At 40.1% G+C, this 13,119-nt stretch carries 12 protein-coding genes; 5 read left to right on the top strand and 7 right to left on the bottom strand.

Annotated features, from left to right (window positions below):
• Positions 1–10 precede the first annotated feature (10 nt).
• Complete coding sequence (locus tag ACOFKR_RS06530) at positions 11–1,654, bottom strand: ArnT family glycosyltransferase (RefSeq protein ID WP_419803216.1); 1,644 nt, start codon at positions 1,652–1,654, stop codon at positions 11–13.
• Between the two features lie 91 nt (positions 1,655–1,745).
• Between ACOFKR_RS06530 and ACOFKR_RS06535 the strand changes: the two genes are divergently transcribed.
• A complete protein-coding gene (locus ACOFKR_RS06535) occupies positions 1,746–2,387 on the top strand; it encodes a class I SAM-dependent methyltransferase (protein WP_419803217.1) in 642 nt (213 codons plus the stop codon).
• A gap of 147 nt (positions 2,388–2,534) precedes the next feature.
• Here ACOFKR_RS06535 and ACOFKR_RS06540 read toward each other — a convergent pair whose 3' ends face one another.
• Positions 2,535–3,488 carry an aldo/keto reductase gene (locus tag ACOFKR_RS06540; protein WP_419803218.1) on the bottom strand — a complete coding sequence of 318 codons (954 nt, stop codon included), beginning with the start codon at positions 3,486–3,488 and terminating at the stop codon, positions 2,535–2,537.
• Between the two features lie 164 nt (positions 3,489–3,652).
• Here ACOFKR_RS06540 and ACOFKR_RS06545 point away from each other — a divergent pair, with 164 nt between their 5' ends.
• Entirely contained in the window at positions 3,653–4,954 is a 1,302-nt protein-coding gene (locus ACOFKR_RS06545; protein WP_419803219.1) for an aspartyl protease family protein, read from the top strand.
• A gap of 11 nt (positions 4,955–4,965) precedes the next feature.
• On the opposite strand, the gene ACOFKR_RS06550 is transcribed toward ACOFKR_RS06545, so the two are convergent.
• On the bottom strand, positions 4,966–5,553 hold the full coding sequence (locus ACOFKR_RS06550) for a TMEM175 family protein (RefSeq protein ID WP_419803220.1): 588 nt from the start codon (positions 5,551–5,553) through the stop codon (positions 4,966–4,968).
• A 111-nt stretch (positions 5,554–5,664) separates the two neighbouring features.
• Between ACOFKR_RS06550 and ACOFKR_RS06555 the strand changes: the two genes are divergently transcribed.
• From ACOFKR_RS06555 to ACOFKR_RS06565, 3 genes are all read left to right on the top strand, one after another.
• A complete protein-coding gene (locus ACOFKR_RS06555) occupies positions 5,665–6,360 on the top strand; it encodes a pseudouridine synthase (protein ID WP_419803221.1) in 696 nt (231 codons plus the stop codon).
• 86 nt (positions 6,361–6,446) lie between these two features.
• Positions 6,447–6,818, top strand: coding sequence for a hypothetical protein (locus ACOFKR_RS06560; protein ID WP_419803222.1), 372 nt, complete (start codon positions 6,447–6,449; stop codon positions 6,816–6,818).
• A 406-nt stretch (positions 6,819–7,224) separates the two neighbouring features.
• Positions 7,225–7,515 carry a hypothetical protein gene (locus tag ACOFKR_RS06565; protein ID WP_419803223.1) on the top strand — a complete coding sequence of 97 codons (291 nt, stop codon included), beginning with the start codon at positions 7,225–7,227 and terminating at the stop codon, positions 7,513–7,515.
• 47 nt (positions 7,516–7,562) lie between these two features.
• Here the strand turns inward: ACOFKR_RS06565 and ACOFKR_RS06570 are convergent, their stop codons facing one another.
• The 4 genes from ACOFKR_RS06570 to ACOFKR_RS06585 all read right to left on the bottom strand — a co-directional run bounded on the left by ACOFKR_RS06570 (position 7,563) and on the right by ACOFKR_RS06585 (position 13,078).
• Complete coding sequence (locus ACOFKR_RS06570; RefSeq protein WP_419803224.1) at positions 7,563–9,923, bottom strand: mechanosensitive ion channel family protein; 2,361 nt, start codon at positions 9,921–9,923, stop codon at positions 7,563–7,565.
• Positions 9,924–10,220: 297 nt separating this feature from the next.
• Positions 10,221–10,721: an HNH endonuclease gene (locus ACOFKR_RS06575; RefSeq protein ID WP_419803225.1), complete on the bottom strand. Its 501-nt coding sequence runs from the start codon at positions 10,719–10,721 to the stop codon at positions 10,221–10,223.
• 283 nt (positions 10,722–11,004) lie between these two features.
• Positions 11,005–12,174 (bottom strand): amine oxidase, encoded by a 1,170-nt coding sequence (locus tag ACOFKR_RS06580; protein WP_419803226.1) that lies wholly within the window; start codon positions 12,172–12,174, stop codon positions 11,005–11,007.
• A gap of 112 nt (positions 12,175–12,286) precedes the next feature.
• Positions 12,287–13,078, bottom strand: coding sequence for a PhzF family phenazine biosynthesis protein (locus ACOFKR_RS06585; protein WP_419803227.1), 792 nt, complete (start codon positions 13,076–13,078; stop codon positions 12,287–12,289).
• Positions 13,079–13,119: the final 41 nt, after the last annotated feature.

A 13,119-nucleotide genomic window follows, 5' to 3' on the forward strand; every position in this document is an offset into this window, starting at 1 on the left:
ACAGCATTGTTCAAAATAAAATCAGGTAACGTTTATCCAGCGTTTCCGGCCGTTTTTTAAACCAGATAAAATTTTTCAGTATTTTTTCTTCGGGATAATTTTCAAAAGATTTTAAAATTTTGAAATGGTGTTTTTGCCGCAAGTTTTCCAGGCTGCTTGCATCAATATAAATAATTTTTGCAGGGAGCGGTTGCTGCTTTAGATCAGTTTTGGACAAAAGTTTTACAGGCTGATTAGTGTAAAACTGAAAAGGATTATTTAAACTATCCAACACAAAAACACGTTGTTGCGGCAGGTTTTGGTTAAGATATTTTGCCGCGGATATATCTGATTTGTAAGAAGTTAACAAAGGATAAAAAATGCTGTTGAGATAAAAGTTGACGAAAATCAGCGTGCAGCAGGAAAGCAAAAACACCAGTGAAAAGCCAAATGTTTTTTTGTACAAATAGAAAACCAGCAGTAAAAAAGCAATTATTTCGGCCCAAAATAAAACAGTTTGGCCGGAACGGAGGAAATAATTGAAAGCGAAAATTGCACAAACCAAAATCCCGATTTGCAGATATTGCAGGATTTTGAAGTATAAAATCAGTTTTTTGGAAACAACCTCAACCCAAACTGCCGCCGTAATGATGGCAAAAAACGGAAAAATAATGTTGGTGTAAAATGGCAGCTGGAAACCCGAAAACGAGAAAATAAGCCACATGCCCAGCGCAGCGCAAATGCTGTAATATTCGGACCAATGCTGTTTTTGCCATGCTTTTTTTAAGGTGATAAAAACAGCATAAAGCAGCATGAAAAACCAGGGCGCAAAGGCCCAGATAAGCGTGTGGACGTAAAAAAACTTGCTTCCCTGAGGCCGGGTGATCGGTCCGGAATTGATGAAACGGCCAAACTGGCTATCCCACAAAAACCAGCGGATGCCGGAAATATGCCTGCTTCCGATAACTGATTTTTCGGGCTGCGCATCAAACTGAATATATAAACCATAGATTTCGGGCAGGATAAAAACGGCGGTTAAAACGATGGCCAACAGCCATTTCCAGCGAAAAATTTCCTGATAACGCCTTTTTAAAAGCAAATTGCCCAGCACGGCCGCACCAATCGGGATCAGCGCAAAAACGCCTTTCGTCATCACGGCGCAAGCGGCAAACAAAGCACCAAGCAGCAAATCCTTCCGACCCAAACGTTTTTCAAGCTGATAAAAATGATAAACGCTGCCGATGATCAAAGCCATTAAATAAGGTTCGGCCCGGACATCTGTGTTTGACATGAAAATGTGCTGCGCCGTGGCCAAAATCAAAGCCGCAGCAATGGCCGTTTTTTTCCCGTAATTTTTTTTTGCGAACAAATACGTGTAAAATACCGACAACAAGAAAAAAAGCAAGGCCGGCAATTTGTAAGTCCAGCTGGCAAAACCGAAAATTTTGAAACTTAAAGCAACCATCCAAAAGGGGAAATGCGGTTTGTCAAGCCAGTTTTTTCCATAAGAAACCAGCTCCCAGTAATTGCCGCGCAGCACCATATTTTTGGAAATTGCGGCATATAAACCCGGATCGTCTGTAAAAAACGCTACGTTTATGCCCGACAACTGAACGCTAATCGCCAAAAATAAAACCAGCAGCCAGGGCGTATCGTTTTTAAAATTTATCGGCATAAGTTTAAACAAACGGTTGGTTTTGATGATTTTTAGTAGGTAAAAGAAGCATTCTATTTAATCAAACAGTCCATGCCCATAAACCGCAAATATGCCAAATAATTACGATGCTGCGGCCTGGTTTTATGATGGGCTGGCACAACTGGTTTTTGGGAAAGCACTGATCAATGCGCAGCGTTTTTTGGTGAAACATATCTCCGCAGGAAAAAAAATATTGATTGTGGGCGGCGGCACAGGCTGGATTTTGGAGGAAATTGCCGCCGTTTGTCCGTCCGGTTTGCAGCTTGTTTATGTAGAGATTTCAGCAAAAATGCTGCACTTGTCCAAACAAAGAAATTGCGGCGGAAACGAAGTTAAGTTTGTACATGCCGGGATTGGGGATTATCAAATCGAACAATCGTTTGACGTGATTTTAACGCCTTTTTTGTTCGACAATTTTGCTGAAACGCGTGTCCGATCAGTTTTCCGGCAGCTGCACCTCAGCTTAAAACCAAATGGTTTGTGGCTGCTTTGCGATTTTCAGGTGGAGGAAAACTTTGCAGGTATATGGCAAAAAATCATTTTGCAAACCATGTACTGGTTTTTTGGCTGGCTTTGCAGTGTAGAAACCCGGAAACTGATTTGCATGGATGCTTTTTTTAGGGCAGAAAATTACAGGCTGTTGTCCGAAAAAACGTTTTACCGCGGCTTTGTTATTTCGCAGATTTACCGGAGTACAAAATTTAGTGGCTAAAAGAAGTATTGTCCTCGGGAAATATCATCTTCAAAAATTAAAAAACTTATTATTTTTTTGATAATCAGGATTTTATCAATCAACCCGGACAGCACAAAAAAAAGCTGCCCCGGTTTAGAGGCAGCTTTTTTGAACACTAAATTTTGCTTATTCCCAGGCACTGGCTTCGTTTAGCAAATGGATCGAATCTGAATCCAAATCCAGTTCTGTTGCCTTAATGATATCTTGCAACTGTTCTAAACTGGTTGCACTGGCGATGGGCGCGGTGAGGCCCGGCCGATTCATCAGCCAAGCCAGGGAAACCGAAGCTGGTGTAGTGTTTAACTGGTTTGAAACTTCATCCAAAGCTTTTAAAATTTTAAAACCCCGATCGTCCAAATATTTGTTTATGCCTTTGCCGCGCTGGCTTTTTGACAGATCTGCCTCCGAACGATATTTGCCGGTCAAAAACCCGCTCGCTAAAGAAGAATAACTGATCACGCCCAGGTTATTTTCGTGGCAAAACGGCTCCAGTTCTTTTTCGTAACCTTCCCGGTTGTACAAATTATACTCGGGCTGCAGGGTTTGATATGCCGGAAAGCCATGCTCTTTACTGGTTTTTAAAGCCACGGCAATGCGTTGTGCGCTCATGTTGGAAGTGCCGATGATACGCACTTTGCCTTCATTAACCAACTCCTGATAAGCCGACAGGGTTTCTTCCATCGGCGTGTCTGCATCATCTTTGTGTGATTGGTACAGATCGATATAATCCGTTTGCAAACGCTGCAAAGAATCTTCGACCGCTTGTTTGATCCAGGTTTTTGACAATCCTGTTTTATCGTGGGCCATTTCCATCCCAACTTTTGTGGCGATGATCACTTTGTCCCGGCCGCCGGTTTTTTTCAGCCAGTTGCCGATAATGGTTTCAGATTCGCCGCCCTTGTTTCCCGGTACCCATTTAGAGTAAACATCTGCCGTGTCGATAAAATTTAATCCGGCATCCATCAGTCCGTCTAATAACCGGAAGGAAGTATTTTCGTCGATCGTCCAGCCGAAAACATTTCCGCCAAAAGCAAAAGATGGCACCTCGATGTCGGACGACCCTAAATTATGTTTTTTCATGATTCTGTTTATTACCCTAACACGCAAGCCATGGATGTGTTTATCAATAGTTTTCGGCCATGATAAAATTGATCATGTCAAAATTTTACCGATAAAAGAAGCATCGTTCGGGCAGCTTTGAACCAAAACAACCGCATACAAAATTTATATCAATAAAAACAGTATTGATATTTATTTCCGTAACTTTAATCAACCTAAAAATCAACACCGTGCGGTTTTATTTTGTGCAGCATTACCTAAGCAGGCGCGTTTTATTATTGGCCGTTTTTTGGCTGATGTGGAACACTTTGCCTGTTTGTGCGCAGGATTTTACCGTAACCGGGAATCATTGTAAAGCGGTTATCCCGTTTCGCTTGGTCAGAAATATGGTTGTTGTCCAGCTGCAGATCAATCAGCATGGGCCATATAATTTTATTTTGGACACCGGTTGCGGGTTAATGATCATCACTGATCCGAAACTGCTGGATTCCCTCAGCCTGAAATACAAAAAAAAGATCAAAGTTTTGGGTTTGGGCGAAGGCAATGATCTGGATGCCTGGCTGGTGCCGGGTTTAAAACTGCAGCTTAAAGGCGTAGAAAACAATCAGATTTCGGCGGCAATTTTAGCTAAAGATGTTTTTGACCTGTCATCCTACGCCGGTATGCCTATCCATGGTTTGATCGGTTATGATTTTTTCAATAGTTTCCCGGTCAAAATCAATTTTGCAGACAGTACGCTTACTGCTTTTAACCTTAGAAAAAGCCCTTCTTATAAACGGACAACAAAAATCCCGCTGTTGGTGGAAGATAAAAAACCCTACTTGCAGGCGCAGGTTAATTTTGATGACCGGCCTGCATCTACCGAAAAACTACTGGTTGATTTAGGTGCCGGCCATCCTTTATCGCTCGAAAACGGATGGAACAATTGCGGCGAAAAACCGGATAAGTTTATTGCGGCAGCAAACCTTGGCGTGGGTTTGAGCGGGCCGATCAATGGTTTTATGGGCAGGGTGCAGGCAATGGAAATCGGCAGCTATCAGTTTGCCAAAGTGGTCACGGCTTTTCCGGATTCCAGCAGTGCGATGGACAAAATGGCCAATATCAGCCGCGACGGCAGCATCGGTACGGATTTGTTAAAACGGTTTGTTATTTGGTTTGATTACCGGCAAGGCTTTATCTACCTTAAACCAAACAGCAACATCAAGCAACCTTTTGAGCATGATATGAGCGGGATTGAATATTATGCCGTCGGAAATAATTTCAGCAGGATTATTGTTTGCCGTGTGGAGCCCGGTTCGGCCGCAGATTTGACCGGAATAGAGAAGAACGACGAAATCCTGGCCATTAATTTTAAAAAAGTTGGCCACATGACGTTGCAGGAAATCGACGAAATTTTCAGGTCTAAAAACGACCGTACCTTGCTGCTCGAAGTGATGCGCGACCAGAGTATTGCCAAAGTTTTGTTAACTTTAAAAAGGAGAATTTGATTACTGACCTGCTAAATTTGTCCGTGCCCAAGTAAAGTCCGTTCAATTCTTGGGTCGGGGATAAACCACAAAACTGCAACAGTTCCGTACAAAACCAAACTCAGTTTTGGGTTGAGAAAAGCCAGGCCAATGGCCAGCAGATAAATTAAAACCGAAACTTTACCTTTCCGGTCTTTACCAAAAGCTTTGGTTAATTTAGATTCTTTACCGGCTTGTTTCATTAATACAGAAGCTAAAATGCTATAAGCAACGCCATTCATCATCAACAAAAAACCGTAAACAACAACCGGCCATTTGGTAAAATTATTTTCGCCCATCCACTCCGTACCAAACGGGATTAAAGACAGCCAAAACAGCAAATGCAGGTTTGCCCAAAGCACTTTACCATTTATTTTATCAACAGCAAAAAACATGTGATGATGGTTGTTCCAGTAAATCCCAACATAAACAAAGCTTAAAACATAACTTAAAAATATGGGCAGCAGCGCAACAATTGCAGTTAAGTTATCACCATGCGGAACTTTAAGTTCTAAAACCATGATGGTAATGATGATTGCAATTACACCATCACTGAAAGCTTCTAAACGTGTTTTGTGCATAAAACTTTTTTTCCGGGATCTGACCGTTGAAATTAAAATAATAAATTGGTTAGGCCAATACTTCTTTTATTGCCCTAAATTTGTGCCGATCAACATTTAATTTTACACCGTTTGCTTTTAGAAATTTTATATCAGGATGAGCATCTTATAGCCATCAACAAGCCGCATGGTTTGCTTGTGCACCGTTCTGCCCTAGCCAGGGATGTGCATGAATTTGCTTTGCAGCTCTTAAAAAACCAAATCGGCAAGTGGGTTAACCCCACACATCGCATCGACCGGAAAACCGCCGGGGTTTTGCTTTTCGCCCTGGATAAACAAACCGAAAAACTGATGCAAACTGCTTTTGCAAAAAATGAGGTGCAAAAGAAGTATCTGGCCATTTTGCGCGGGCATACACTTGATTATCAGGAAATTGATTATCCTTTGCACAAAGAAAACGGTGCTTTGCAGGATGCTTTTACCGCTTTTAAAACTTTGCAGCGGGCCGAATTGGATATTCCTTTAGGCGCACATCCAACATCCAGGTATTCTTTGGTAGAAGCAAAACCTACAACCGGCCGTATGCACCAGTTGCGGAAACATTTCAGCCATATCTTTCATCCAATTATTGGCGATCGGACACATGGCTGCAACAAGCAAAACCGGATGTTTAAAGAACGATGGCAAATGGAAACCATGATGCTTCACGCGGCAGAATTATCGTTTGTACATCCTGTTTATGGCAATTTAATTGTTATAAAAGCACCGCTGCAAAATGAATTTTCAGAAGTGGTGCAATTGATGGGCTGGCAAAATATGTTGGTGTGATTTAGATTGTAAATATCAATCCAAATATTAATAATTTGATTGTGAAACTAAAAGTTATAAAGCAAAAGTTTGGTTATATTTTAGTAATGATATTTTTATTAACTGCCGGATTTTTATCTTGTAAAAGAAGCATCCTGCATCACAACAACCGTGAATATGATACTAAACTTGTTAAAGTTTTACGCAAATTGGAATATCGTTATGCCGATAAAAAAGTAAGGATCAGTACCTGGGATCAAAAATCAGATGCTTACCAGGATTTGGATGTGTTGGATGAAGATAACAAATCCATCCAAACTTTAACAATTGGCGATAGTGTAAAATTTATAAGATTGGATTTTAGTCAGCCTGATGGTATCCGGGCAGCAATAAAAATCGCAAACAACAATGGCTATATTCCCTACTGGAAAATTGAAGAGTTTGAGCCTGCAATAGCTCTTGATCCGGATTTGAAATAACAACCTGAATGACAGATTTAGCACAACTGTTTCAACAACAATAATGTATGAAGATTTAGAGAATGTTTAATTTTATATCAAAGATTGATATGCTTCTTTTAGCTTATAAATTTCATGTTCGGTTTTTATACTGATAAAAGAAGCATGTTTTTTTTTGTTTTTTATGCGGTAAAAGAAGCATAGAATACATACCGGACAAAATTTAAACAGGCTCTTATCTGATAAAAAACAGTATAAATACGATTGATAATTAAGTGTTTATACTAATTATAAAAATTAGGATATGCTTATCTTTGCAACATCCTTTTTAACAAAGGCGTTTTAATAAAAACATAGCTTCCATATCATTACTTACCTTACCAAATAGCTGTTGATTTGATTTGAACCTAGACTAAATTATTTAGACATGAAAAATTTAAGAAATGATTTTTTAGGCATAGAACTAAAGCAAAATTATTTTGAAGAATTTAAAATATGCGGAATACCGGTTCCGTTATACAGCAATAGTTCGGGTTTTATCATTCAATTTGAAAACTTTGATGGTTATCTAAATTATATCAGTGTTTTAAAATCAATCCTGTTTGATTTGGAACTGGCAGACCCTGATAATCTAAAATATGAAATACAACGAAGCCGGGGTTTTATCAAAAACCTGTTAAAAATAATGCAAACTCATTTTTCAGAAAAATACAATTGAAAGCCTTGAACGGATCTTAAATTGTAAAAATATCAAATTAATAACAGTTACATCATTTTGATACCTTGTTCTTTGAACCTGGCAAAAAGCTGTTCTAAAATTTTGCCTTTAAAGCTGGTTTCGTTGTAAATGCTGTCTATCCAAACCCCAACTTTTAATTCAATACTATCCGCAGTAATTGTGTTGAACAAAACTTCTACCGGATAGTTTTTAATGCTGTTTTCTACTTTTAAAACTTCTTCTTCGATTATTTTTTTTGCAGCTGTAAAGTCTGTTTCGCTGCTTACTTTCAATAAAAATTCTGTTTTTAAATAATTGTTGCTCAACGTCCAGTTTACCAACCGGCCGGAAAGCAAATCTCCGTTTGGCACAATCACTTCAGATCCTTGTAGCGTAAGCATCCGGCTAGCCCGAATGCCAATGTCCAGCACTTTGCCTTTTTTATCGGCCAGTTCTATAAAATCCCCAATCTGAAAAGGCTTTTCAAAAATCAAGATAATACCCGAAACAAAATTGTTTACAATATTTTGCATACCCAGGCCAATACCCACACTCAAAGCACCCAAAACAACCGTGATTTTATCTATTGGGAAACCGGAAGCATTGATCGCGATAAAAAAACCAACGATGATAACGATGAGCCGGATAAGTGCAAGTTTAGAACTTTTTTGTTCAGTTTTACTTGCATAGTCAGAACTGTTCTCGCCCAATATAATACCTATGTTTTTTTGCAACCAAAGTGAAATATAAATGATCAGCCCAAAAAGTAAAATGTTGCCCAGGGTATAGTTAATGCTTCCAAGGTTGCGTGGTTTGGTCAACACTAATTCTGTTAATTTGAACAAAGTACCCGAAAAATTCAAGTTGATAAAAAATACAAGTAACCATAATAAAACTGCAAGTACAGATAATACTTTACGAAAACTGCGACGGACTTTTGTTAGATTAATCCTTGAAAATAAACCTTCCGAGCAGGCACTGATCCTGATCTGTAATTCTAAAGCCTCTGATAAAATATGTACAAGTACCGCCAAACCAACAACTTGTATAAGGCTGGTGATTGCAGTTTGGCTAAACACTTTGGCCAAGCTGATGCGCCCAAGTATATTTAACAAAATCGCTAGCCCGTTCAGCAGCAGGTAGATGCCCATCATCAGTTTCAGGTATTTTTTGCGTATGGTCCGGCGGTCTGTTTTCTTATAGAAAACCAACCCGGCATACATACAGGCCAGATTAAAAAAGATCAGTAAACTCCTCAAAATCAAGCCGTAATTGATAACTGCAACGGTTACAGAAACAATTATGTATAAGGCAACTAAGAGCAGCCAGAATTTGAATTGTGCCGGTTTTATTTTATTTCTGAAAAAAATAGTCAGTAAAAACAGCAGTGCAAGTTGGATCAGTTGAATGTAGGAAGGCGGCGAACCCGGTTCAAATAACGGAGTTAAATTCAAAACTACAATCAATGTAACCAGTAAAGGAAAACGGCTGATATAATTCAGTTTTAAAGCAGCCAGCTTTGGGTTGACCGGTGCTTTGTTTATCAGTTTAAAATTACGGAAAACCCAAAGAAAAAATAACGTGCCGAATACAATTAAAAGTACACGATTATCCCAGGTATTGTTGAAAAAGTAGGACAATATCCGGTTTTGGCCTGAATACGAAGTGCGAAAAAGTTTTGCAATGTTTGTAGTGGTTGTAACCAGTGGCGCAGACCACAAGTATGGTGATTCTTTGCTGAACGCATTTTGGCCGGATATTTTTAAATGTTCGGAGATTGTGGTTTGCAAATCATTTACTTCAAAATAAAGCTTGGAAACATCGGCCAGCAAAGTACCAACACTATCCAAAGTATTGGTGGTAGTTTGGCCGGTTTGCTGTAATTTTTGCTGTAAACTTGTAAGTTGCGCACCATAAAGTTGTTTTGCTGTGGTATCCAATTTTGATGCAGACAGCAGCGTATCGGTACTGAAACTGATGATCTGACCGGACATTTGGCGCAGGTTGTTGTTGTAATCCGACAACGTTTTGCGCCATTCCGAAAGCTGTACTTGTGCGTCTTTTAAAATAGACCGATAACTCAACAACGTTTTGATCTCGATGATGCGCGATGTGCCCGAAACATCTTCTTTAACTTCGGCAACATTGGCTTTTATTTCAGGCAAATCTGTACGTATTTGGCTGAGATTGTAACCGTTTTTGTTGTGCGAATTGATCTGACTGATTGCATTTTCTGCACGTTCAATCCGGAAAAGTAAGGTGTCCGGGGTTTTAACAAGTGTATCTGATGCTGTTTTTACCGGTGTTTTTTCCTGCGAAAATGCCTGATGCACATTCAACATCAGGCAAAAACAGATGCATAAAAATATGTTGGTTTTATCAGTAGCGGAGAAGCGGAAATCGGTCATTTTTGCAAAATCAATGTTCTGCAAATTTAACGTATATAACAAGCGTTTTTTATTTTTTTGGAAAAGCTTTGTTCAAACTTTTATTGCAGGATCATAATGTTGCTTTTATGACTGTAAATTTTGTTTGGTTATCCATGTTTTCATCAAACATAATTATTACATCAGCATAAATATAAAGTATAATACGGGTTTACAAAGCTTGCCAATTATATCTTATATTGAAAGGAAGTTATCTGAATTAAATATTTTTTACGATTAAATATCTTTTAATCCAACTTTCAGGAGCTTTGTTTTAGGTTATTTAGATTCAGCAGATTGCTTCCAGCCAAAATCCAAGTTAGTTTTTTGTACGTGGCAATTGTGGCAAAGCAATTGATAATTATTGAGCCAGCAACCGCCGCCGCCCAATTTTACCGGAATGATATGGTCCAATTTTACATGTTTGGATGAATTGCAATTTATACATTTCCAACCGCCGGTATATAATGTAATAAATTTTTTAATGGTAGCTTGCCGGCCATCAATAATTTCCCAAATTTGGGTGGCAAAAACAGTACAGGCTTTGGTTGCCCAGCGCGTTCTTCTTCCGGTTAAAGTTTCACCGCATCCGCAGGCACAAGTGTTGTTTGGCTTTGGAGGAAACATTTTTGCAAATTCCAGGCTGGCCTGTATGCGTTTGTAAATATTTACAGGTTGTGTTTGATATACAATTTCAGGATCAAAAAACAAAATCCGCTTGTTGTTCGCCCTTAAATATTTGATGTTTTTGAATGGGAGAGGTGCGAAGATTGGATTCACTAAATTTATACCGGTAAAAGAAGCATTGGCAAATAAACCAAAACTTTTAATTTTTATTTTTGTAAAAGCACTTTTTTTCTAATTTTGAAAAGAGAAAGCCGTTCGGTGTTTAAATCCGAACGGCTTTGCAAAATCTTGTGGCCGGTTAACTATTATTTTTAGAAGACCTCAATGCTTCTTTTAGCCTATATTTTTTGATCTTTATCAAAAGCAAAAAATTCACGGTTTTTTAGGCGATAAAAGAAGCATTATAACTTAAACAGCTTTCCAATACCCCAAATTTTTATTGATAATCCGCATCATTTGAAGCTGCAGCAACTTTTGCCTGTCCGGCCAAAAGCGCATCGGCATATTCCCGGTAAAGTACGCGGCGCGGCAGTTCGTCCGGGTAAAATTCGGCATCCCACAAACCCGAATGATGCCAAACCGTTGGATGGTCCCAATCCGGCCGGTCAATGATCGGGTAGATGCAAACGCCCCAAAACGGAATGTTGTTTTGCAGCAAGATGGCCGATTCATCAGCCACATATTTGATCCATTTTGGCCGGTCTTCTGCCGGATGGCTGGTTTCTGATAACACCACGGGCCGCTGATAACGATGATAAGCCTCTGTCATCAAACTGCTGAACGGCCGGAAACGGACATCTAATGGTTCATCAATCCACATCATAAAATGATGGTTTTTCCGTGTCCACTGGTTATTGTAATAATAGTTAAAGCCCAAAATATCCAAATAATCCGGCGAGCCGCCCAGTTCGGGGCAAAGCCTGCCAGCCAGAATATCCACCGCCTGGTACTGGCTTTCATGTGCGTTTTTTGCATCGATAATTTCCTCTTCGGTAGCATCAAATTCGGGCACAATCTGCACCAAAGGCTCGGTCGTCATGATCCTGACAGACGGGTCAACTTCCCGCATCGCCACAATCCCGCGGATGTAGGCGCGCATCAAAGCATATTTTACGTCCCAGCCTTGTCTGTGTGCGTACGGCGTTGTTGCACCTTCATCGCCGCCCAGCCACGAAATAAAACTTACCTCATTTATTGGTGTAACAATCAGGGTTTCATCCGGATTGACCGAGCGGTAAAACGTAACGAAAGCACGGCACAATGCTTCAAACCGATCGGCAAATTTCGGGTGTAAAGGTGATAGATCATCTGCATAACCGAAATGGCAAATATCCCATAACTGCTGTATGCCGTTGGCTTTTCCGCTTTGGATCATGTGGGCTACAGCCGTCCAATCGTATTCGTAAGGTCGTTTTTCTACCTTGCTCCAGCGGATGCCTTCACGTACGGTTTTGATATTAAATGGTGCCAGATCTTTATAATCCTGGTCGATCAGCTGATAATGTCCGGTCAGGGTCAGCAGATCAACCCGGTCGCCGTAATAATTCATTTGGTCTGTACATTCATAACCCGCCATCCAAAAAGAGCGGAAAGGGTTTGTGTTCATCTCAGTAGTTTTTTATGTGGTAAAAACAGCATTTTAAAAAAGAAAAAACAACAGCAATGCTAATATTTTTTCTTTTAAAGCTGTTAACTTTCGTTTGAAAGATGCCACGAAGTTACGGAACGAAAATTTCCCCGCGCAGATAAGTAACCGCTTTGCCGGAAATGAGCACCCGGCCGCCTTTGTTTTCGCACCACAATTCACCTTTTCGTGCCGATAACTGGTAAACGTGCATACTGTTTTTATCCAGCCTTTTTGCCCAATACGGGATCAAAGTGCAATGCGCCGAACCAGTAACCGGATCTTCAGGCACGCTGCACGACGGCGCAAAAAACCGGGAAACAAAATCAACTTCTTCGCCCGGAGCGGTTACGATAATGCCGATGACATCAATTTTTGCAAGCAAACTAAAATCAGGTTTCAGGTTGATGATAGCTGCTTCGGATTCGTAAACCAAAAAATAATCACGTGATTTCTGGATGATGGAAGGCGTGGCATTTCCGCCCAAAGCTTCAAGCAAAATATCCGGCACTTCGCAGTTTTGCGGCGGCCGGGCTGGGAAATCCAAAGTATAAATATTGTTTGTTTTGGAAACCACCAATGTTCCGGCAACTTTAGTTTTAAAGCTGATTTGTTTTTCTGCAAAACCCAATTCTGTAAAAATGATGTGTGCCGAAGCCAAAGTTGCATGTCCGCACAGGTCAATTTCCAGTTCCGGCGTAAACCATCTCAGCATAAAACCATCAGCATCCGGAACGAAAAATGCTGTTTCTGCCAGGTTATTTTCCAAAGCGATTTTCTGCATCATTTCATCCGGCAACCATTCTTGCAGCGGACAAACAGCCGCCGGGTTTCCGCCAAAAAGCTGATCGGTAAAGGCATCGGCCTGGTAAATTTTTAAAATCATTCAGGGACTTGTTTAAAGTTTTTGTCGGAAAATCATTGTGC

Origin of the sequence: Mucilaginibacter sp. (assembly GCF_965201005.1) — a bacterium.
GTDB lineage: Bacteria > Bacteroidota > Bacteroidia > Sphingobacteriales > Sphingobacteriaceae > Mucilaginibacter_A.